Annotated in this window: 21 protein-coding genes; 10 read left to right on the top strand and 11 right to left on the bottom strand. The window is 63.0% G+C overall.

Going from position 1 to position 20,290, the window contains the following annotated elements:
- Window positions 1–45: 45 nt before the first annotated feature.
- Genes dgoD through ASD07_RS24475 form a run of 5 tightly spaced genes read left to right on the top strand, consistent with a single transcriptional unit; the run spans window position 46 to window position 4,620 of the window.
- Window positions 46–1,194, top strand: a complete 1,149-nt coding sequence (gene dgoD / locus ASD07_RS24495) for a galactonate dehydratase (protein ID WP_055936515.1) — start codon at window positions 46–48, stop codon at window positions 1,192–1,194.
- Complete coding sequence (locus ASD07_RS24490) at window positions 1,188–2,138, top strand: 2-dehydro-3-deoxygalactonokinase (protein ID WP_055936512.1); 951 nt, start codon at window positions 1,188–1,190, stop codon at window positions 2,136–2,138. Before dgoD ends, ASD07_RS24490 begins: the two co-directional genes overlap by 7 nt.
- A gap of 1 nt (window position 2,139) precedes the next feature.
- Entirely contained in the window at window positions 2,140–2,793 is a 654-nt protein-coding gene (locus ASD07_RS24485; protein ID WP_055936509.1) for a 2-dehydro-3-deoxy-6-phosphogalactonate aldolase, read from the top strand.
- Window positions 2,771–3,640, top strand: a complete 870-nt coding sequence (locus tag ASD07_RS24480) for an SMP-30/gluconolactonase/LRE family protein (RefSeq protein ID WP_055936507.1) — start codon at window positions 2,771–2,773, stop codon at window positions 3,638–3,640. The genes ASD07_RS24485 and ASD07_RS24480 overlap by 23 nt, the downstream gene beginning before the upstream one ends.
- A gap of 32 nt (window positions 3,641–3,672) precedes the next feature.
- Entirely contained in the window at window positions 3,673–4,620 is a 948-nt protein-coding gene (locus ASD07_RS24475) for a LysR substrate-binding domain-containing protein (protein ID WP_055936504.1), read from the top strand.
- 9 nt (window positions 4,621–4,629) lie between these two features.
- Here the strand turns inward: ASD07_RS24475 and ASD07_RS24470 are convergent, their stop codons facing one another.
- From ASD07_RS24470 to ASD07_RS24455, 4 genes are read right to left on the bottom strand one after another with little or no spacing between them, the layout of a single operon-like run.
- Complete coding sequence (locus tag ASD07_RS24470; protein WP_055936501.1) at window positions 4,630–5,889, bottom strand: DUF2264 domain-containing protein; 1,260 nt, start codon at window positions 5,887–5,889, stop codon at window positions 4,630–4,632.
- 11 nt (window positions 5,890–5,900) lie between these two features.
- Window positions 5,901–7,034 carry a glycoside hydrolase family 88 protein gene (locus ASD07_RS24465; RefSeq protein WP_055936498.1) on the bottom strand — a complete coding sequence of 378 codons (1,134 nt, stop codon included), beginning with the start codon at window positions 7,032–7,034 and terminating at the stop codon, window positions 5,901–5,903.
- A gap of 14 nt (window positions 7,035–7,048) precedes the next feature.
- Window positions 7,049–9,883 (bottom strand): TonB-dependent receptor, encoded by a 2,835-nt coding sequence (locus ASD07_RS24460; RefSeq protein ID WP_055936495.1) that lies wholly within the window; start codon window positions 9,881–9,883, stop codon window positions 7,049–7,051.
- 29 nt (window positions 9,884–9,912) lie between these two features.
- Complete coding sequence (locus tag ASD07_RS24455) at window positions 9,913–11,235, bottom strand: BNR repeat-containing protein (protein WP_055936492.1); 1,323 nt, start codon at window positions 11,233–11,235, stop codon at window positions 9,913–9,915.
- A gap of 145 nt (window positions 11,236–11,380) precedes the next feature.
- On the opposite strand from ASD07_RS24455, the gene ASD07_RS24450 reads away from it, so the two are divergent.
- Entirely contained in the window at window positions 11,381–11,701 is a 321-nt protein-coding gene (locus ASD07_RS24450; RefSeq protein ID WP_055936489.1) for a hypothetical protein, read from the top strand.
- On the opposite strand, the gene ASD07_RS24445 is transcribed toward ASD07_RS24450, so the two are convergent.
- Window positions 11,696–12,709 (bottom strand): YafY family protein, encoded by a 1,014-nt coding sequence (locus ASD07_RS24445; protein WP_055936486.1) that lies wholly within the window; start codon window positions 12,707–12,709, stop codon window positions 11,696–11,698. The genes ASD07_RS24450 and ASD07_RS24445 overlap by 6 nt on opposite strands.
- A 39-nt stretch (window positions 12,710–12,748) precedes the next feature.
- The gene (locus tag ASD07_RS24440) at window positions 12,749–12,976 is read right to left on the bottom strand and encodes a hypothetical protein (RefSeq protein ID WP_156398173.1); all 228 of its coding nucleotides are present in this window, start codon (window positions 12,974–12,976) and stop codon (window positions 12,749–12,751) included.
- Window positions 12,977–13,097: 121 nt separating this feature from the next.
- Between ASD07_RS24440 and ASD07_RS24435 the strand changes: the two genes are divergently transcribed.
- Window positions 13,098–13,994 (top strand): 5'-nucleotidase, encoded by an 897-nt coding sequence (locus ASD07_RS24435; protein WP_055936480.1) that lies wholly within the window; start codon window positions 13,098–13,100, stop codon window positions 13,992–13,994.
- On the opposite strand, the gene ASD07_RS24430 is transcribed toward ASD07_RS24435, so the two are convergent.
- On the bottom strand, window positions 13,920–14,696 hold the full coding sequence (locus ASD07_RS24430; protein WP_055936478.1) for a pseudouridine synthase: 777 nt from the start codon (window positions 14,694–14,696) through the stop codon (window positions 13,920–13,922). The two genes, ASD07_RS24435 and ASD07_RS24430, sit on opposite strands and share 75 nt — an antisense overlap.
- Window positions 14,697–15,113: 417 nt before the next feature.
- Here ASD07_RS24430 and ASD07_RS24425 point away from each other — a divergent pair, with 417 nt between their 5' ends.
- The 3 genes from ASD07_RS24425 to ASD07_RS24415 all read left to right on the top strand — a co-directional run bounded on the left by ASD07_RS24425 (window position 15,114) and on the right by ASD07_RS24415 (window position 17,452).
- Window positions 15,114–15,494 carry a transposase gene (locus ASD07_RS24425; protein WP_055936475.1) on the top strand — a complete coding sequence of 127 codons (381 nt, stop codon included), beginning with the start codon at window positions 15,114–15,116 and terminating at the stop codon, window positions 15,492–15,494.
- A complete protein-coding gene (gene tnpB / locus ASD07_RS24420) occupies window positions 15,491–15,838 on the top strand; it encodes an IS66 family insertion sequence element accessory protein TnpB (protein ID WP_055936472.1) in 348 nt (115 codons plus the stop codon). Before ASD07_RS24425 ends, tnpB begins: the two co-directional genes overlap by 4 nt.
- A 78-nt stretch (window positions 15,839–15,916) precedes the next feature.
- Window positions 15,917–17,452, top strand: a complete 1,536-nt coding sequence (locus ASD07_RS24415) for an IS66 family transposase (protein WP_373922103.1) — start codon at window positions 15,917–15,919, stop codon at window positions 17,450–17,452.
- 52 nt (window positions 17,453–17,504) lie between these two features.
- On the opposite strand, the gene ASD07_RS32430 is transcribed toward ASD07_RS24415, so the two are convergent.
- The 4 genes from ASD07_RS32430 to ASD07_RS31890 all read right to left on the bottom strand — a co-directional run.
- Window positions 17,505–18,653 carry an RHS repeat-associated core domain-containing protein gene (locus ASD07_RS32430; RefSeq protein ID WP_373922102.1) on the bottom strand — a complete coding sequence of 383 codons (1,149 nt, stop codon included), beginning with the start codon at window positions 18,651–18,653 and terminating at the stop codon, window positions 17,505–17,507.
- 316 nt (window positions 18,654–18,969) lie between these two features.
- A partial coding sequence (locus ASD07_RS32425; RefSeq protein WP_373922101.1) for a hypothetical protein occupies window positions 18,970–19,284 on the bottom strand: 315 nt, incomplete at its 3' end.
- 41 nt (window positions 19,285–19,325) lie between these two features.
- On the bottom strand, window positions 19,326–19,549 hold a 224-nt coding region (locus tag ASD07_RS32420; protein ID WP_373922100.1), incomplete at its 3' end, for a hypothetical protein.
- Window positions 19,550–19,868: 319 nt separating this feature from the next.
- The coding region (locus ASD07_RS31890; protein ID WP_229207278.1) for an RHS repeat domain-containing protein at window positions 19,869–20,290 on the bottom strand (422 nt) is incomplete at both ends.

Genomic DNA, 20,290 nt, shown 5'->3' with positions numbered 1-20,290 from the left:
GCTCGCCACGATAGACTTGCCTTACCACTTCACTAACGAACAAAAATGAAGATCACAAAACTGACCACATACCGCATCCCACCGCGCTGGATGCTGCTCAAGATTGAAACCGACGAAGGCATCGTCGGCTGGGGCGAACCGGTCATCGAAGGCAAGGCGCGCACCGTGGAAACGGCGGTCCACGAATTCTCGCAATACCTGGTTGGCCAGGACCCGCGCCGCATCAACGACTTGTGGCAAGTGATGTACCGCGGCGGTTTTTATCGCGGCGGTGCCATCCTGATGAGCGCGATCGCAGGTATCGACCAGGCGTTGTGGGACATCAAGGGCAAGGCGCTTGGCGTGCCGGTGTACGAGCTGCTTGGCGGCCTGGTACGCGACCGCATGAAAACCTATAGCTGGGTAGGCGGCGACCGGCCGGCCGACGTCATCGCCGGCATCAAGACCCTGCGCGAAGCCGGCTTCGACACCTTCAAGATGAACGGCACCGAGGAATTTGGCATCATCGAAAGCTCCGCCGCCGTGGATGCCGCCGTGGCGCGCATCGCGGAAATCCGCGAAGCCTTCGGCAACCAGATTGAATTCGGCATCGACTTCCATGGCCGCGTCAGCGCGCCGATGGCCAAAGCGCTGCTGCGCGAACTGGAACCTTACCGCCCCCTGTTCGTCGAAGAACCGGTCCTGGCGGAGCAGGCCGAGTATTACCCGCGCCTGGCAGAGTCCACCTCGATCCCGCTGGCAGCGGGTGAACGCATGTTCTCGCGTTTCGAATTCAAGAACGTATTCCAGGCCGGCGGCATCTCGATCGTGCAGCCCGACCTGTCGCACGCCGGCGGCATCTCCGAATGCCTGAAGATCGCCGGCATGGCGGAAGCCTACGACATCGCCCTGGCCCCGCACTGCCCGCTTGGCCCCGTGGCATTGGCGGCCTGCCTGCACGTGGACTTCGTTTCGTACAACGCCGTGCTGCAGGAGCAAAGCATGGGCATCCACTACAACAAGGGCGGCGAATTGCTCGACTACGTGGTCAACAAGGAAGACTTCAAGATCGAGAACGGCTTTATCAAGCCGCTGCCGAAGCCTGGCCTGGGCGTGGTGGTCGACGAACAGCGCGTGCTTGAAGCCAGCCGCAATGCGCCCGACTGGAGCAATCCGCTGTGGCGCCATCCTGACGGCAGCGTAGCGGAATGGTGAATCACGCCGCCACCGCCAGCCTGCTCGGTCTAGACTGGGGCAGCACCAGCCTGCGCGCCTTCCTGCTCGGCCCCGGCGGCAAAGTGCTGGCCGAACGCAGCAACGGCCATGGCGCGTCCACCCTGTCCGGCGTGCCCGCCTTCACCGCGGCACTGGACGGCATCGCCGGCGACTGGCTGGCCGCCCATCCGCGCCTGCCGATGCTGGCCTGCGGCATGGTCGGCAGCCAGCACGGCTGGCGCGACGTGCCTTACGCCGCATGCCCTGCCAACGCCGCCGCACTCGCCGCCGGCATGCTGCCCCCCCCCGGCGCCGAAATCTCCATCGTGCCGGGCATACTGTACGACGATGGCACCCTGCCGCCGGACGTGATGCGCGGCGAAGAAACCCAGGTGGTGGGCGCCCTGCAGCTGTATCCCGCGCTGCGCGACGCTTCCTGCATCGTCCTGCCCGGCACCCATTCCAAATGGGCGCAGGTGAATGACGGTCGCTTGATGCGCTTCGCGACCCATATGACGGGCGAACTGTTCGCCGTGCTGCGCAGCCATTCCGTGCTGGGCCGCCTGATGGGCGACAGCGGCGCATTCGCCGAACATGCGTTTGCGGCGGGCGTCGACGCCGCGCGCGACTATGGCCACCTCGGCATGAGCCACCAGATATTCGCAGTGCGCACGCTTGGCGTCACCGGCCGCGCCCCAGCCGGCGAGCTGGCAGACTACCTTTCCGGCCTGCTGGTCGGCCACGAACTGCGCGCCGGCCTGGCGTGGCGCGCTGCTGCCGGCCTGGCAAACGCGCCGCTGGCCCTGGTCGGCAGCCAGGTGCTGTGCCAGCGTTACGCGCTCGCCCTGCAACGCTTCCATGCGGCGCCACCGCTGCTGCTCGATAACACCGCTCCCGCCGGCCTGTACCACCTGGCACGCGCGGCCGGCATGCTCAAGGATTGATATGAACGCAACATCATCGCCTTTCGAATCCGCCTTCAGGGCGCTGCCGCTGGTAGCGATCCTGCGCGGCGTCCAGCCACATGAGGTGGAAGCCATCGGCGCCGCCTTGTACGAAGCCGGCTTCCGCCTGATCGAAGTTCCGCTGAACTCCCCGCAGCCGCTGGATTCCATCGCGCGCCTGGCGCGCAGCCTGCCGGACGACGCCGTACTGGGCGCCGGCACGGTGCTGACTGCTACCGCAGTGCAGCAGGTGCGCGACTCCGGCGGTGCACTGATTGTGATGCCGCATTCGGACACTGCTGTGATCCGCGCCGCCAAGGCCGCCGGCATGTACTGCGTACCAGGCGCTGCCACGCCGACCGAAGCCTTCGCCGCCGCCCATGCCGGCGCCGACGCGCTCAAGCTGTTCCCGGCCGAACTGGTGACGCCAAACGTCATGCGTGCCATGCGCGCCGTGCTGCCGCCAGCCCTGCCGCTGCTGCCGGTCGGCGGCGTCACCCCTGGCAGCATGGCCACCTGGCGTGCCGCCGGCGCCACCGGTTTTGGCCTCGGTTCCGCACTGTACCAGCCTGGCCTGGATGCCGCCGCCGTAGCCGAACGCGCACGCAGCTTCGTTTCCGCCTGGAGGCAGGATGGAACAGCAAGTCCAGCCTGAAGCAGCCCTTTGCTCCGCCAGCATCGGCGCCCTGCTCTGGCATGACGGCTGCTGGTGGTGGAGCGATGCCGCCACACCGGCCTTGAAGGCCTGGCGCGGCAAGGGGCCTCCTGAAAACAGCCGCCTGCCGGAACACCTTGCAGCATTCGCATTTTGCCGCAGCGGCAAGCTGTTGCTGGGCCTCGACAAATGGCTGTACCTGGCCGAGCGCACCCCGCCCGGCGCCCTGAAACTGGCACGCCGCCTGCCGCTCGCCGTCGCCGCCGTCGATCCGGCCGAAGCGCGCACGCGCATCAGCGACGGCTGCGCCGACCGCCACGGCAATTTCGTCCTTGGCACCGGCAACCTGAATCCCGATTCCCCGCCCATTGGCAGCTTTTACCAATACTCGCAACGTTTCGGCTTGCGCCGGCTCGCGCTTCCGACCGTCGCCGCCGCGCATGGCATTGGTTTCAGCCCCGACGGCGGCACGCTGTATTTCGCCGGCGGCGACGGCCGCGAACTACTGGAAACTACTTACGACCCGGCTCGCGCCGAAGTGGGTAGAATCAACCGCTTCGCCAGCCTGGGCGCCGCCCGCATCGGCGGACTCACGCTGGATGCCGCAGCCAACGTATGGATTGCGCTGCGCGAAGAAGGAAGGCGCGGCCGCCTGGCGCAATTTGCGGCTGACGGTACACTGCTGCGCGAACTACCGTTGCCGGCATCGCAGCCGTCGCGGCCAGCCTTCGGCGGAGCGCACTTGGAACACCTGGCGGCGGGCGCGCTTGACGGCGGCCTGCACACCATGGAGATAGCCGGCGTGCAGGGATTGGCCCCGTCCCTGTTTGACGACGCCGCTGATTGACGCTGCGGGGGAGCGGCCCTATTATTGTCCGCATGTCAGATCCACGCTCGGACCGATTCGTAAGGTCCCACCTGAAAACGCGCCACCTGGTGCTTCTGGTCGAATTGGGCCGGCACCGCTCGATCCTGCATGCAGCACAGGCGGCAAACCTCACCCAGCCCGCGGCCTCCAAACTGCTGGGCGAGATAGAGCACGCCCTGAACGTCCAATTGTTCGAGCGCCTGCCGCGCGGCGTGGTGCCGACCTGGTACGGCGAAGTGATGATACGGCGTGCCGGCACCGCACTGGCCGAAATGGATGCGGCGCACCAGGAAGTGATGGAGCTGGTATCGGGACTTTCCGGCCGCGTCTCCATCGGTACGGTCCTGACGCCCTCCGCCGGCCTGGTCACCGACGCGGTCAAGCTGCTGAAAAGCCGGACCGCCAAGGTGCAGGTGTCGATTACCGTCGACACCTCCAAGATCCTGGTGGAACGCATGCGCGCCGGCGAATTCGACCTGGTGATCGGGCGCCTGCTCGACTCCAATGTCGCCTCGGAATTCAATTTCGAGCCGCTCACCGACGAACCGCATAGCCTGATTGCCGCAGCCGACCACCCTTTTGTCGGCCGCAAGGACCTGCAACTGGCCGACCTGGCGCGCGAGCCTTGGGTGCTGCCGCCGGCCGGCAGTATCCTGCGCGACCGCCTGACATCGATGTTCCTGTCGCAAGGCCTGGAGCCGCCGACCGAAGTGGTGGAGACGCTGGCCATGCCGGTGGTGGTCAACCTGCTGCCTGGCAGCCGCATGATCGCCGCCATGCCGGAAGAAACCGTGCGCCCTTACCTCGATGCAGGCCTGCTGGCCGTGCTGCCCTGGGACCTGGGCCTGCGCATGGACATGTACGGCATCGTCACCCGCAAGCGCCACCGCCTGTCGCCTGGCGCGGAAGCCATGCTGGTAGCGCTGCGCGAGGCTGCGCAGGCACGCTACCGGCGCTGACTCCCGCCCTCAATAAGCGACATGGTAGTCCTTCGGGAATTTCTTGCCCCCGAAGGCCTTCTTCTGTGTCCAGTCCTGCGCCGGCGAGGTCCAGTAGGAATCGCCGGCTGGCAGGCCCAGCGCCAGGAAGCTCGATGCAGCGATATACATGCTGCCATTGTTCGAGTACCAGTCGCCCAGCTCCGGCTGGTGTCCTGCAAAGCCGATGGTCAGGTAGCCGTCCTTGGTGAAATTGCCCGGCTCCGACCAGATCGCCTTATGTACGCTCGCCAGCGCCGCACGCACCTGTCCTTCGGGCAGGCTGGCCGGCAACTGCTTGCGCCAGGCCAGCAGCGCCAACGGCTGGAAGGCCGCGGTGCGGTAAGTCAGCGAACGCCCGATCGGCGGGAAGGTGCCCTGCGGCGAGATAAAGCGCTCCAGGTGCTCGCCATAGCGTTGCATGCGTTTTTGCGCCTGCGCCAGCAGGTCGGCGGGCTTGCCGTTCCAGAACGGGCCATTTGCCTTGGCCAGCACTTCAAGAATCTCCACCAGCATCGGGTACATCACGAAGGAGTTGTAGTAGTCGAAATGGAAGGCCTCGCCATCCTTGATCCAGCCGTCGCCCACATACCATTCGTTGACTTTGCGGATCGCCACGTTCATGCGCATCGGGTCGTACTGCTCGCCGATCGAGAGCAGGAAAGCCTCATTCATGGCCGCGAACAGCATCCAGTTGATGTATGGCGGCTCGATGCGGCGCAGGCTCTTGACCTCTTCGATGATGCGCTGTTTGGTGGCGGCATCCAAGGGCTCCCACAGCGCTTTGGGCGCGCGCATCAGGGCATTGGTGAAATAGGCGGAGTCCACCAGCGTCTGGCCCGGACCTTTCCACAACAAGTAGTCCGGCGATTTCGGATCGACGGAGTTGGTATAGCTTTGCAGCGCCTGTTCGCGCAGGCGCCTGCGGGTACGGCCTTCTGCGCTGTCGTCGTCGGGCAGCGCGAGCCACGGCGCCAGGCCGGCGATCAGGCGGCCAAAGCACTCAAGATACGCGACGCCGGGATCACGGCCATCCCATGTGGGACTCAGTTCCAGTGCGAATTTCTTTTTCAGTTCTCCCTTCGCCATGTTGGCCAGCACCGGATCTGCCATCTTCTGCAGCAAGGCGACCATGTAGGCGCGGTCGCCGCCAGTGGCCGCCGCAGCCGCACCGGTCGCCAGCGACACGGCCGGCGCGGCCGCCGCGGCACCGCCCGCCAGCATGCCGCGCATGAAGTTCCTTCGTTCCATCCTGCCGCTCCTTATTTATTCTTGTCGATGTAGCGCACCATTTCGGCTGCGGCCAGCAGGTAGGCCCCGACGCCGAAGTGCGAAGTGGAATTCCTGTCCACGACCTGCCCCGCTATCGCGCGATCGCCGATCGGCTGCACATAGCCGATTTTGCCGTCCGGCTGCAGCGCGGTGCGCGTCAGGTAGCCCCAGCCTTTAAGCGCCACCGGCGCGTACTCGCCCCTGCCAAGCAAGCCATTATTGATGCCCCACAAATAGCCGTAAGTGAAGAATGCCGTTCCGCTTGTCTCCGGCCCCGGTGCATGCTGCGGATCGAGCAGGCTGCGCGTCCAGTAGCCCTCTTCCTGCTGCGCTTTTTTCAGCGCCGCCGCCATGCCCTGGAACTTGCGTACATACTCCTCGCGGTGCGGCGCATCCCTCGGCAAATCGTGCAGCACTTTCGCCAAGCCGGCAAACACCCAGCCATCGCCGCGCGCCCAGAAGTCCTTGCGGCCGTTGACGCTCTTATGCGCCGGGTACACATAGCGAGCATCGCGGTAATACAGCTCTTCATTCTTGTCGTACATGATGCTGTTCGAGTACTGGAAATACTCGTGCAGCTTCTCCAGGTACTGCGGGTTGCCAGTGATGTTGTACAACTTTGTCATCACCGGCATCACCATGTACAGGCCATCCGCCCACCACCAGTAATCGTTGCGCGCGGTGGACATCTGGTATTCCATCACCTCGCGGGCGCGGGCGATGCGGGCTGGGTCCTTTTCGAGCTGGTAGAGATCCGCGTACGTCTGGAAGCAGATCTGCCAGTCGCCGAACAGCACATGATCGTCGGTCTCGCCATAGGCCAGCTTCCACTGGCTCTTGTCCGGCGATTTCGCGCCCTGCCACTGGTTATGCTGCGCCCAGTCCAGCGAGTACTTCAGATAGGCCTGGTTGCCGGTGATGCGGTAGGCCTCCATATTGCCGGTATGGTATGCCGCCACATTCCAGAATGACCATTCCCTGGCCGGCGTGTTGGCTTGCCAGTAGGTGTTGACCTTGTCGATGACGGCGACGACTTCCTGTCGCGGCGGCGCCGGCTGCTGCTGCTGCTGCGTTGAGGCGCAGCCGCCCAGCGCGGCCAGCAGGACAATCAGTATGAGCTTCATGTTTTCGGATCCTGTCACAGCTTGCCGCGCAGGCCGATCTTGATGGTCCGGCCGTCGTACTTCGCATAATCCATGCGTGTCTTCCTGCCGCTGCCGTACTGGCCGGTGGCATCCTCGAAATAGTCATACGACAGTGTGTTCGACAGGTTCAGCGCATCCAGCCGCAGCTCCAGGCTGTCGTTGATCTTGTAGCTGATATTCCCGTCCAGGTAGCCGCGTGCCGCGCGCCAGCGGATCAGGTCATCGCCGTTGTTCTTCGGATTGTCGCCGTGCAGGCTGCGTCCCTTGTAGTTGTACGAGAAGCGAATTGCCAGCGGCCCATTTTCGTAATATGCGGTGGTGCTGTAGGCATACTTCGGCACCGAATTGACCTCGATCTCCCGGCCAGCATTGGTGATCCACTTTTGGCTGTTGAACGGATCGATGTGGGTATAGCTGGCCAGCATGCCAAAGCCCTTGTATGGCGCAGGCAGGAAGTCGAAATCCTGCTGGTACGACAGCTCGTAGCCCTTCAGCACCTGGCGGCCGGCGTTGCTGTAAGTGCGCAGCGTCATCGGCAGGTTCGGGTCCACCCGCCCATCCGGACCATAGAAAATCGCACCCATTGCGGTATCGGGCAGGCCCAATGCACCGAACGTGGTCTGGGCCGTGCTGGACACCGTGGCATCGGTCAGCACCTTGCGGAAATATGCCGCCGACAGCAGGCTCCCCTTGCGGAAATACCATTCCAGGCTGGTGTCCATATTCTTCGACTGCTGCGGGCGCAGGTTCGGGTTGCCCGCCGTAGCCGAGTTGTCGAACGGGTTCGGCACCACGGTTTGCGCGGCGATAATCGACAGCGATGCACGCGAAATGGTCTTGCCGAAAGAGGCACGCCACATCAGGTCTTCAGTCACATCCAGCGCAGCGCTGACGGCGGGCAGCACGTTGCTGTAGGAGCCGCTCTCCCGGTTAGGCTGGTAGGTACCGCCCGCGCCAGTCTTCTTGAAGTTATCGATATCCAGGTCGGTGCGGGAATAGCGCACGCCGGCATTCAAGCGCAGCCCATGGCCCAGCACTTCGCCCTTGAAGTCGGACTGCACGAAGCCCGAAGCCACCTTCTCGGTCGCGGTGAAACTTTGGGCCGGGGTGAAGGTCGCTTCGGTGTTGTAGGCCAGCGGGTCGAAGGTCGAGTAGGTGTAGCCGCGCGTGAAAGTGCCGAATTGATGCGGCCAGCCGGCGCCCATATCCAGCTTACTGATCGGCAGGTCGAATACCATGCCCTGGCGCATGCTGGCGTTGCCCATGCTATTCAACTTGGTCGTCACGTCCGAAGTGGCGTTGCGTTTGTGGACGCCCTTCTCGGTTTCGACATAGACCAGGCCCGTTTTCAGGTGGCCGGTCCAGTCGCCCCACAAGTTGTAGTCCCAGTCGGCAATCACGCGGCCCTGGCGTCCGCGGTCGGTTTCTCGCGTCAGGCCGGTGCCGATACCGAAGCCGGAGTAGTTGGCCGGATTCAGGTAGTCGCTGGTGGAAGACAGCGACGGATAGACATGGTCGCTGCCGTAGTCGATGGTGGAGGTGACGCCGAAGATCTGGCCCGACAGGGTGTCCTGGTAGCTTTGCGCCTTGCTGCTGTTGGCGCTCAGTTGCGCAGTCAGCGCCAGCCGGTCATTGGCTTTCCAGTTGGCGTTCAGCGACGCATAGCTGAACTTCGTTTCGTCCTCGCTGTAGGTAACGCCGCTGCTGTACGAAGTATTGCCGAAAGTGCCGGTCAACAGGTTCGAACCGGGGTCAATGCGAACATCGATCGGCACCAGCCCGTTGTGACCAGCGGTACCCGGCGGCGCGCTCGGGTTGGTCGTTTTGCTGTTGCGGATCAGGATGCCGTAATACAGTTCGTCGCGCGAATTCTTCAGCTTGGAGTACATGGTATCCAGGCTGACATTCAGCGTGCTGTCCTTGTACTGCAGCGACGAAACCAGCCCGTCGCGGCTGCGGTCATTGGACGAACCATAGAAACGGTAAATGCGCGGCAGCAGCGCGTTATCCACCTGTTCGCGCGTGTAGCCGGACAGGTTGGCGCGCGGATCGTCGTAATCGAGCTGCATCGCGAAGTTGCCCTGCACTGGCGACTTGCTGCCGCGCGCCGAGCTGTTGTAGCCGCCGGTCGCCTCGAAGCCGGAGCGGTTGTTCATGGCCTTTGAATGCGCACCGCCAATCAGGAAGCCCCAGTTGCCCCAGGTCTTGGAGAACAGGCCGAAGGCTGCGGGGTCGGTCTTTTCGGACATGGTGTTGTACGCCGCAGTTACCGCGTAGCGCACGGCACCTTTGGGATTGTCGAACGGGCGCGGCGACTGCAAGTCCACCACGCCGCCCATGCCGCCTTCCGGCAGTTCGGACAGCGGCGATTTGAAGAAGTCCACGCGGCCAAAGAGCTCGGACGCAAACACATCGTAGTTGAAGCCACGCGCCGCGTTGCCGATGGAACCAGTACTGGTGGTATTCACCGGTGCCCCGTTCAGGGTGGTGACGGAATACTCGGTCGGCAAGCCGCGAATCGAAATGCGCTGGCCCTCGGCCGAGCTCTCATCGCGGTTCAGGATAATGCCCGGCACACGCTGCAGCGATTCGGCCACGTTCGACTCGGGGAACTTGCCGATATCCTCCGCCACGATGGAATCGCGCACGCCGATTGCCTGGGCTTTCAGGTTCAAGGCCTTCTGCAAGCTGGAACGAAAGCCCGTTACCACCACGGTATTCTCTGCACCCACGTTCGGCGCTTGCGCTGCCTCCTGCGCCATGGCCCCTGGACCATATGCCGCCGCCAATGCCAAAGGCACCAGCGTTGCCATTACTTTCTTCTTCATTTTGTATGTCTCCCGTATTAACTTCTTATTTAACGAAACAGCTTTGACACCTCCCAGTCCAGCACTCGTACCGGTTCTGCCGGCCGTTGCGCAACGCCCTCCCCGTCCACTTGCGCCACAGTCTGAACAAACAGGCTCAGGATGCGGTGCGACTTCCACAACTCGCTGTCGAAGGTCGGCTCCCATTCCCCGACCGAAGCTTCGGACAAGTCGTGTACGGACCACTGGAAAGACTGGAAATCCTTGATGAGCGCGAGCGACACCTTGCTGCCGCGCTCTTCGTCGCGAAATACCAGCAAGCCGCCCCGGTCGGCCAGCAGCAGCTGCGGCCGCGCCATCGAAATGCGTTTCGTGCCGCCGCCCGACAGGCTGAACGCCGCCTTGTGCAGCGGCAGGGTACGTACCTCCCAGCGCTGCCCCGTATGGAAGACCACGCGATACTGGGGAGTCGCACTATCCGGATCCCGCCAGTAAGTTGCGATATAAGGATGGCCTTTGCTATCGGCCGCCATCGAAGTCTGGTTGATCAATTCACTGCGCTGCGGGATGCGCAAGGCATACTCCGCACTGGCCGCGGTAATGGGAAGCGTGTACGGTATGCCGTCCGCATGCTCCCAGCTCTTGCCGCCGTCGCGCGAGCGGGCATAGGCCAGGTCATGGTTGCTCGCCACGTCCGGCGACTCGCGCCACACCCAGGACAGGTGCAGCAGGCCCCGGCTGTCGGCATGCGCCTGCCAGTACGCATTGCGCTGCCCTTCACCGTCGATCAGATTGTCCTGCAGGCGTTCCCACTTCGCGCTGGCCCGGCGATAGCGGTTCATCACCAGGTTGCCGCGCCCCGAAGCGCCGTCGCGATACAGGAATAGCAGGTCGCCATCCGGCAGGCGATAGAACTCCGGATAGCTCACGGCCTGCTCATCGCGCCCCACCATCGCCTGCTGCGGGCCCAGCGCCAGCCCGCCCGGCGCCCTGCTGCGGGCATAGCGCAGCGGATTGTCGTGCTGGTCCCACGCCGCATGCAGGTAGCCCGCACCATCGACCATGATGCTGATGCCATTGTGCGCATCTTCAGCCTTGCCCTGGTACTGGCTGCGCTGGACGGTCCACCCGCTCGCCCCCACGCGGCGCCTGGCAAGCACCACATAACGCTCGGCATCGTAATAGGCCGCGTATTGCACGTTTTTATGGGTTACGAGGGAATTCTTGCGGAAGACGGTCACGTTGACCGAATTGTTGGCCCAACCCGGACCAATGATGGATTGTTTGACTTCGATTGCCTGCGCGGCTGGAATGCACAGCGCGGCGCACATCGCCGCAGCCACTGCCCTCCATTTCCTCGCAATAGATTTCATGGTCTCGTTGCAATCATTAATGAAGCCGAAACCATTCTAGGGAAAACGAAATGCGGAACCTATATATTCTTTCGCAGTTTCTAGATCAAAACCATATACCTTGAGCCGGGCGCTCCGCAAGGCCGAGGCGCAGTAAGATGGCCGCATGGCTAAGGAAGGAAAACGTCAGCTCGACCGTGCGGTCGACGATCTTGAACATGAAGTACCGGGCAAGGCCAGGCGCTTCATCGAATGGGGGCGCTCCGACCGCGCGCGCTGGGTGCGGATTCCCCTGGCCCTGGCGCTGATCGCAGTCGGGATACTGGCGCCGTATATGCCGATCGTCGGCGTGGAGGACGTGCCAGTCGGCTTGCTGCTGCTGTCTTACGACATTCCTTTCCTGCGCAAACCGATGGCGGCCTTCATCGAATGGCTGATCGGCCTGTGGCGGCGGCTGCGGGGCAAGTCGCCTCACCGCAAGTCATGACTTGTCCTGGTATGCCGCAGCCATACGCTGGGCGGTCTGTTTGATTTCGTCCCTCAGGTCCGCTGGCTCATGGACCACGACACCGTCACCAAAGCCGAGCAGCCACCAGGTCAGCGCGCGGGTGCGCGGTACCGTGGCGATCAAGCGCAGATGATCGGCCGATTCGCTGTACAGTACCTGGTCTTTACTCAAGGGCGTTTCCGCCAGGTGCTCGCCGGCCGCACGGGCGAAGACCGCCTGCAGCCTGATCTCGCCGCCGTTTGCAATGCCGAACTGTCCCTGGGCGATGAAAGCATCGATATCGAAGCCCTCCTTGCGGCGCGCCTGCAGGTAAAGCATCTCCGCCTGCTTCACGCGATGCAGCGCAATAGTGCGCGCATCCGCATAGTCGGAAAACATGCAGACCAGGTAAACCGTGCCGGCCTTCTGCACGATGGCCAGCGGATGGACCGCGTCATAGACAGTCAGCGCACTGCCATCGCGCTTCTGGTAATGCAGCCTGAGCTGGCGGTCCTTCATCAGCGCATCGTAGACCGTGCGCTGGGATTGTTCATCCACTTCCGCCGGCAGCAAGGGCTGCGCCGATGGAATGCTGCGCACCTTGCCCAGCCAGGCCTTGGTTTGCGCACGGTCGTCGATCGCCGCCAAGGTCTGGGCAGCGGCCGAAAAATGCGGCTGCAGTGCGTCCAGCGTCGAAGGCGGAAGCTGCCGCTGCAAGTGCTGCTCAACCATCGTCAGCGTCAGCGCCTCCGGCACCGACATGCCAGGCAGGCTGAAAATCGCGCCATCGCGCCGCCAGCTCCACTTGAATGGCTTGGCCGATTCATCGACCAGCAAAGGGAACAGCGATTCCAGCGCCTTCAGGTCGCGTTCGACCGTGCGCTTGTCGATCGGATACTCAGCCTGGGCCAGGCGCTCGGTAATCTCGGCAACCGTAATGCTGAGTGGTGCGCGCGGTACCAGCCGCAGCATATTCCACTGCCGGAACATGGAATCTTTGGAAGCCATCCGATAAATGCCAGGTTGTCAAAAATTTCATTGTAGCAATTATTTGAACCGCGCACCCCGCAATCCGCTCGGCGTAACCACGATCTCCCACACATCCATTTCCTCCAGCCGCCCTGCCAGCTCGCAGGCGCGCCGGTAGCCCAGGCGGAACCGGACCTGCAGGCGCGACACGGGGCAAGCCAGCAAGCCGCTGCGCGCGGCATTCAGCCCCCGCACGAAATCGATGGCGCCCGCGATTTCGCCCATGGTGAATTTTCCATCTCCCAAACTGCCCCTCCTGAACTCACTGACGATGCAGCAGTATTGGGCGCCGCTGCGACAGCCTATGTCGCAGGCCGTGCGACACAAGCTGTCGCAGCGTCTGCGACAATAAGCAAAAGGAGGAAATATGAAGCTAGTCGTCGCTATTTCATCGCGGGCCCTGTTCCAACTGGACGAAAGCCACGCCATCTTCGAATCCCAGGGAGTGGCCGCCTACTGCGCCCACCAGCGCGAGAACGAACATGTGGTGCTGGAGCCCGGTCCTGCCTTCAACCTGGTGCGCAAGCTGCTGGCCCTGAACCAGGACGCGCCCACTGCGCCGCTGGTGGAAGTGGTGCTCTTGTCGCGCAACAGCGCCGACACCGGCATCCGGATTTTCAACTCCATCGAGCACTACCAGCTCGACATCAGGCGCGCCGCCTTCTGCTCCGGCGCCAGCACCCACCGTTATGTGGAAGCCTTCGGCGCGCAGCTGTTCCTGTCCACCAATCCGGACGACGTGCGCGAATCGCTGGCCCAGGGCCATGCCGCGGCCACCATCCTGCCCTCGCACCGCGAGGACGACAGCGGCCAGCTGCGCATTGCCTTCGACGGCGATGCCGTGCTGTTCTCCGACGATTCCGAACGTATCTACAAGCAGCTTGGCCTGGACGCCTTTGCGCGCAATGAAAGGGAAGCCGCGCGCGACCCGATGCCTGGCGGCCCGTTCAAGAATTTCCTCGGCGCGCTGCACGCGATCCAGGCAGCGCACGGCGCCGACGATGCACCGATCCGCACCGCCCTGGTCACCGCCCGCTCGGCGCCGGCGCACGAACGGGTGATCCGCACTTTGCGCGCCTGGGATATCCGTATCGACGAAGCGCTATTCCTCGGCGGCATGCCGAAGGGCGCCTTCCTCAAGGCCTTTGGCGCCGATATCTTCTTCGACGACCAGACCATGCATTGCGATTCAGCGCGCGAGTTCGTCCCAACCGGGCACGTCCCCTACGGCATCGCGAATGCCGCTATCGCGGGGGAAAATTGACAGCACCTGCAGGAAGCTGGCTTCCGGTGCGGCGCTGAGCTCCAGCAGCCCGCCCGGCACCGGATGTTTGAACGACATGCCGACAGCCGCCAGCATCAGGCGCCCAAGGCCGAAGCGCTCCGCGAAATAGCGGTTGTGGCGCCCGCGCCCATGGTTGGCATCTCCGATGATCGGATGGCTGATGTGCTTCATATGGCGCCGCAACTGGTGGCGGCGGCCGGTTTCAGGAAATAGCTCCACCAGGCTGTAACGGCTGCTGCTGTAGCCTTCAATGGCGACCGGGATCTCGGTCGTCGCCAGGCGGCGGAAACGCGTCACCGCCTCGCGAATCGGCGCTTCCTCGTCCTTGCAGCGGCGGTCTTCCGGTTCTTCGCGCAGCGGATGGTCGATGATACCGTCGTCCGGCGCCCAGCCGCGCACCATGGCGAGGTAGCGTTTGTGTACTGCGCCGGCCATGAACGCCTTACCAAGCACGCTGGCCGTCTGTTGGTCGCGCGCGAACACGAGCAAGCCGGAGGTGGGCCGGTCCAGCCGATGCACGGCGTACACATACTCGCCGCCATTCATCTCGCGCGCATACTGCAAGGCGAATTCGGTTTCATGCGGATCGATCGGGCTGCGATGCACCAGCAGGCCGGCCGGTTTGTGCACTGCCAGCAGCCAATCGTCGCGGTAGATTTCTGTCAGGGGATTCTGTTTCATTGCAGGCGGTATTCTCCCACATGCGGCAGACGCAGTTGGATATGCCGAAACCTTCGTTCACTTGTGCGGCGGCCGCGGCGTAGACTGGGCTCCCACGTTACCCCGAGGAGCCTGCGATGAGCTACCCAGCCTTGAATGCCTACCTGGAGCGTCTTGCGACAGGCGGGACTTCCTCCGGCAGCCTGCGCCTAAGCGGCGACGGTGAAGTTCAGGGCCATATCTTCAACGTAAGCGTCTTATGAGTACCGTCTGGACGGGATAATTTCGTCCCAGCATGATTGAATTTTGGCACAGCAGTTGTGCCCACAAATTCGATTATGGACACANGTAAGCGTCTTATGAGTACCGTCTGGACGGGATAATTTCGTCCCAGCATGATTGAATTTTGGCACAGCAGTTGTGCCCACAAATTCGATTATGGACACAAATTTTCGACCAGTCATTCAGCGCGGTCCGCGCGGGAAGTATCGCCAGCATTCCCTGGAGTTCAAGCGTTCGCTGGTGCAGTTAGCTTCACAGCCTGGTGCGTCGGTGGCACGCATAGCACGCGAGCACGGCGTTAACGCAAACCAGGTGTTCACCTGGCGCCGGCAATTCGAATCAGCGGAGCTGGTGGCCGGTGCGCCGGCCCAAGGCAGCAAGCTGCTGCCGGTAGTGATGGCGGCATCATCGTCGGAGCCGGAGGCGGCTACAGCCACCAGCAACATCACGCTGGAGATCGGGCGCGTGCGGTTGCGTATCGAGGGGCAAGCCGACGCCACCACGCTCGCCCAAGTGCTGGAGCGTGTACTGCGATGATCGGTCTGCCTGCGGGAACGAAGGTTTGGCTCGCCGCCGGCGCCACGGACATGCGCAGTGGTTTCAACGGCCTGGCTGCGAAAGTTCAAACCGCATTGGAAGAAGATCCGTTCAGCGGCCACGTGTTTGTGTTCCGTGGCCGGCGCGGCGACTTGATCAAGCTGCTGTGGTGGACCGGCGACGGCTTATGCCTGCTGGCCAAACGCCTGGAGCGTGGGCGCTTTATCTGGCCGCAGGCCAACAGCGGCAGTGTGGCGCTGACCCAGGCCCAGTTGTCGATGCTGTTGGAGGGTATCGACTGGCGCCGGCCGGAACGTACCTGGCGGCCGCAGTCGGCCTTGTAAACGTGGCACGATCTGCGTAAACTAGGCCACATGCTCAACGCCGCCGAACTCCCAAACGACATCGAAGCGCTCAAAGCCATGCTGCTGGCGAAAGAGATTGCGTTGGCAGCGCGCGATGCGGCGCTGGCTGCCAGCGAAGCGAAGGTTGCACATCTGAGCGCGGAACTGTCCACCCGAGCGGCCGAGATCGAGCATCTGAAGCTGGTGCTGGCCAAGCTGAAACGCATGCAGTTTGGCCGCCGTTCGGAAAAGCTGGACCAGCAAATCGAACAACTGGAACTGCAGCTGGAAGACCTGGAAGCCGAAGCCGCCATTGCGGAAGCACAAGCGCCAACGGAAGTGGCACCGCGCAGGAAGGTCGAACGCAAGCCACTGCCGCCACACTTGCCGCGCGAAGAACGGGTGCAGATGCCGGCCAGTGACGCCTGCCCGGCATGCGGCGGGAAGCTGAAGCAGCTGGGCGAGAGCGTGTCAGAGCAGCTTGAATATGTGCCGGCCAGCTTCCGCGTGATCCGCCACGTGCGTCCCAAGCTGGCCTGTGCCTGCTGCGACGTCATCGTGCAGGCACCGGCCGCCAGCCGACCGATTGAGCGTGGCATGGCCGGCCCAGGCCTGCTGGCGCACGTGCTGGTCGCCAAGTTCGCCGACCACATCCCTTTATATCGCCAGAGCACCATGTACGCTCGCGAAGGTGTGGACTTGGAGCGCGCTGTGCTGGCCAGCTGGGTCGGCGCCGCCGGAGCACTGCTGCGCCCACTGGTCGATGCCTTACGTCGCCACGTGTTCGCGGCTACGAAACTACATGCCGACGACACGCCGCTGCCGGTCCTGGCGCCTGGCAATGGCAAGACGCGCACGGCGCGTCTTTGGACCTACGTGCGCGATGACCGTACCAGCGGCGACAGCTCGCCGCCAGCGGTATGGTTTGCCTATACGCCCGACCGCAAAGGCGAACACCCGCAGGCACACCTGGCCAACTTTCGCGGCATCTTGCAGGCCGATGCATATGCCGGCTTCAATGCCATTTACGAAAGCGGCCAAGTGCTCGAAGCCGCGTGCTGGGCACATGCCCGGCGCAAATTTTATGATCTGCATGCAGCGCGGCCATCGGCCCTGACGACCGAAGCGCTACGCCGGATCGGCGAGCTGTATGCCATTGAAGACAGCATACGGGGAAAACCGCCCGACGAGCGGTGCACCACTCGCCAGCAACATGCCAGGCCACTGCTCGACGACCTCGAACGATGGCTGCACGCCACGCTCGCTACGCTGTCGCGCAAGTCCGATACGGCGGCCGCCATCCTTTACTCGCTCAAACTGTGGCCGGCGCTGACGCGCTACTGCGATGACGGCCGCATCGAGATCGACAACTCCGCCGCCGAGCGAGCCTTGCGCGGCGTGGCCCTGGGTCGTCGCAACTTCCTGTTTGCAGGTGCAGACAGTGGCGGCGAACGCGCTGCCGCCATGTATGGCCTGATCGGAACGGCCAAGCTTAACGGTGTCGACCCCGAGGCCTGGCTGCGCTACGTGCTGACCCATATCGCCGACCATCCTGTGAATCGGGTGGACGACTTCCTGCCCTGGAACTGCGCCGACAAATTCGCCGGCGTTTAAACTCCGCTTCCCAGCGGTGTTGGGAACATCATCGGTTAAAGTAGCGTGGCGCTCAAGACGGCGCTGCGTTGACGCTTACATCAGTCAAGTTATCGAACCCAGGGATTCCATCGGATTTCAACGGCCATAATCCTCTCGTAACAGCAGGACCTTCGGGCGGACGAACTGAAACGAATGCATGCCCTATTTTATCGCCGTCACTATCGAGTTTTGCCCCAACGGTCAATTTCCATGACGGAATGGATTGTTCCGCAGGCACACTCTTATTAGATAGCCGCGAACCACCAATACCAAGGTCTCCGCTTTCTCGTGTCAGCAGTTCCTTGGTAGCCTTTCTTACACTTTGGGCGGCAGAATTAACTGCTTCAGCCGTCTTACGCACTGTTTCTGTTGCAGCAACTTTCCCTACAATCGGCCCTACTAAAGGTGCCGCGCCGCCGAACCCAACACCTGCGCCGGTCGCAATGACAGTGCGTCGAACATCATAATTCTCCTGCAACCCTGCAGCTATGTTAATCCCTTGAGTCGTCGCATCGGTCCCGCCAGCCGTGAGGCCACCAACCCCGGCCCCGATCAACGCCTTGCTTCCCAGCGAGGTCACAGAACTGGCACCAACTCCGCCTATGGCAACGCCTGCGACGTTGACGGCTACGATAGCGGCGCCGCCGCCTATTCCACGTGCTGCATATTGGCCGCCGCTGATCTGTCCTTCGTCGTACAAATCCCGTACTGGGTCATGCACAGTAGCAAAGCCAAAAGTCGCTGCTGCGTATGCTCCCTTGGCTAACGCCCACCCAGCGCAAGAAAAGGCCCCACAACCCTCGGCAGCCTTGTCAATGTTGGCGAAGATCGATTCGTAACCATTCAGGTCGACATAGACGGTTGGATTCCCATACGCATAGAGGTAATGGTGCAGCGACAGCGGAGTGCGCCACTCGCCTTCGTACGGGTCTTGTGTGATGAATCGGCCCAGTTGCGGGTCGTAGTAACGGGCCTGGAAGTAAATCAGGCCGGTCTCTGCATCCATCTGGTGACCGGTGTAGCCGAACTTGTTGGCGCTCTGACCGGTCGATTCGGTGATGTTGCCGAAGGCGTCGTAAACAATTTCACTCTTCAGCTTGCCGGTGCCGTCGGTGGTGGCAACGATCGAGCCCAACGCGTCGCGGTGCAGTGCCTGGCTGCCGTCGTCGCGGTGCCACATGCCGACCGGGTGGCGGCCGTCGTTATCGTAGCGTGCGATGACTTCGCCGCCACTGTCACGGTCCTGGAAGGCATTGCGGCCGTCCCACAGGGTGCGCAGCTTGACCGGTGGTGCGCCCGGCTGCAGTGGGTCCTTGGCCTCCTTCTCGATACGCAGGCCGGCGTGGTCGTTGCTGTAGCGGCCCAGCATGGTGCCGTTGCGGGCGACCGAGATCAGATTGTCGTTGCCGTTGTAGCGGTAGATGGTGCTGTCGCTGCCCTGCTTCTTCTCGGTCAGGTTGCCTTCGCCGTCGTAGTTCAGCGTGGTGATCACGCCNCTGCAACGGGTCCTTGGCTTCCTTCTCGATGCGCAGGCCAAGGTGGTCGTTGCTGTAGCGGCCCAGCATGGTGCCGTTGCGTGCGACCGAGATCAGGTTGTCGTTGCCGTTGTAGCGGTAGATGGTGCTGTCGCTGCCCTGCTTCTTCTCSGTCAGGTTGCCTTCGCCGTCGTAGTTCAGCGTGGTGATCACGCCGCTGCCGTCGTCGATGGTCTTCAGCTCGTTGCGTGAGCCGTAGGTCGAGGTGCGCTTGCTCACCGTTGGCGCGCYGCCGTTTGCCGTGGTGGTCACGGTTTCGGTCAGGCGGTTGGCCATGGCGTCCAGGCCGAAGTCGGTGGCAACCGACTTGGCGGCGNATCAGGTTGTCGTTGCCGTTGTAGCGGTAGATGGTGCTGTCGCTGCCCTGCTTCTTCTCGGTCAGGTTGCCTTCGCCGTCGTAGTTCAGCGTGGTGATCRCGCCGCTGCCATCGTCGATGGTCTTCAGCTCGTTGCGKGAGCCGTAGGTCGAGGTGCGCTTGCTCACCGTTGGCGCGCCGCCGTTTGCCGTGGTGGTCACGGTTTCGGTCAGGCGGTTGGCCATGGCGTCCAGGCCGAAGTCGGTGGCAACCGACTTGGCGGCGCTGGCGGTCACGGTTCGGGTCAGGCGGTCGGCGCCGTCGTAGTCGTAGCTGGTGACCTGGGCGCCGGCGACGCGGTTGATGGTCTCCTTCTTGCGGTTGCCGTTGCTGTCGTACTCGTAATCRGTRCGCGACAGGTTGCTGCCGCCTTTCTGGTGCAGCACGCTGCTGACGCGGCCGGCCTTGTCGTARTTGAAGACGCTGGCCACGCCGTTGTTGTAGTCGATGCGCGTTTCCAGGCTGGAGCGGTCGTAGCTGTAGCTGGTCACGCCCGACTTGCCNCTTGCGGTTGCCGTTGCTGTCGTACTCGTAATCRGTRCGCGACAGGTTGCTGCCGCCTTTCTGGTGCAGCACGCTGCTGACGCGGCCGGCCTTGTCGTAATTGAAGACGCTGGCCACGCCGTTGTTGTAGTCGATGCGCGTTTCCAGGCTGGAGCGGTCGTAGCTGTAGCTGGTCACGCCCGAYTTGCCSACCACCGAGGTCAGGCGRTTCAGCACRTCGTAGCCGTARCGGGTYACCTGYCCATCCTGGGTCAGGGTGGACAGCTTGTTGCCGTTGGCRTCGTAGGTGCTCGATACCTTGGCGCCGAAGGCGTCGGTGTGCGTGATCTGGCGGTCRAAGCGGTCGAAGGTGTAGCTCGAAGTGCGCGTGCTGCCGCCCTTCTGCTCCACCGWCASCACGTTGTTGTTGGCGTCGTAGCCGG

Origin of the sequence: Duganella sp. Root336D2, from assembly GCF_001425005.1 — a bacterium.
Classification (GTDB): domain Bacteria; phylum Pseudomonadota; class Gammaproteobacteria; order Burkholderiales; family Burkholderiaceae_D; genus Rugamonas.
The sequence above is the reverse complement of the archived record's forward strand: the minus strand, read 5'-3'. Positions and strand labels throughout refer to the sequence as shown.

Bases quoted from the DNA above. Each gene is read 5' to 3' on its own strand.
- dgoD (WP_055936515.1), top strand. From the start codon at position 46: ATGAAGATCACAAAACTGACCACATACCGCATCCCACCGCGCTGGATG.
- ASD07_RS24425 (WP_055936475.1), top strand. From the start codon at position 15,114: ATGGACACAAATTTTCGACCAGTCATTCAGCGCGGTCCGCGCGGGAAG.
- ASD07_RS24430 (WP_055936478.1), bottom strand. From the start codon at position 14,696: ATGAAACAGAATCCCCTGACAGAAATCTACCGCGACGATTGGCTGCTG.
- ASD07_RS24445 (WP_055936486.1), bottom strand. From the start codon at position 12,709: ATGGCTTCCAAAGATTCCATGTTCCGGCAGTGGAATATGCTGCGGCTG.
- ASD07_RS24480 (WP_055936507.1), top strand. From the start codon at position 2,771: ATGGAACAGCAAGTCCAGCCTGAAGCAGCCCTTTGCTCCGCCAGCATC.
- ASD07_RS24485 (WP_055936509.1), top strand. From the start codon at position 2,140: ATGAACGCAACATCATCGCCTTTCGAATCCGCCTTCAGGGCGCTGCCG.
- ASD07_RS24470 (WP_055936501.1), bottom strand. From the start codon at position 5,889: ATGGAACGAAGGAACTTCATGCGCGGCATGCTGGCGGGCGGTGCCGCG.
- ASD07_RS24460 (WP_055936495.1), bottom strand. From the start codon at position 9,883: ATGAAGAAGAAAGTAATGGCAACGCTGGTGCCTTTGGCATTGGCGGCG.
- ASD07_RS24435 (WP_055936480.1), top strand. From the start codon at position 13,098: ATGAAGCTAGTCGTCGCTATTTCATCGCGGGCCCTGTTCCAACTGGAC.
- ASD07_RS24450 (WP_055936489.1), top strand. From the start codon at position 11,381: ATGGCTAAGGAAGGAAAACGTCAGCTCGACCGTGCGGTCGACGATCTT.
- tnpB (WP_055936472.1), top strand. From the start codon at position 15,491: ATGATCGGTCTGCCTGCGGGAACGAAGGTTTGGCTCGCCGCCGGCGCC.
- ASD07_RS24455 (WP_055936492.1), bottom strand. From the start codon at position 11,235: ATGAAATCTATTGCGAGGAAATGGAGGGCAGTGGCTGCGGCGATGTGC.
- ASD07_RS24490 (WP_055936512.1), top strand. From the start codon at position 1,188: ATGGTGAATCACGCCGCCACCGCCAGCCTGCTCGGTCTAGACTGGGGC.
- ASD07_RS32430 (WP_373922102.1), bottom strand. From the start codon at position 18,653: ATGTGGCACCGCGACGACGGCAGCCAGGCACTGCACCGCGACGCGTTG.
- ASD07_RS24475 (WP_055936504.1), top strand. From the start codon at position 3,673: ATGTCAGATCCACGCTCGGACCGATTCGTAAGGTCCCACCTGAAAACG.
- ASD07_RS24415 (WP_373922103.1), top strand. From the start codon at position 15,917: ATGCTGCTGGCGAAAGAGATTGCGTTGGCAGCGCGCGATGCGGCGCTG.
- ASD07_RS24465 (WP_055936498.1), bottom strand. From the start codon at position 7,034: ATGAAGCTCATACTGATTGTCCTGCTGGCCGCGCTGGGCGGCTGCGCC.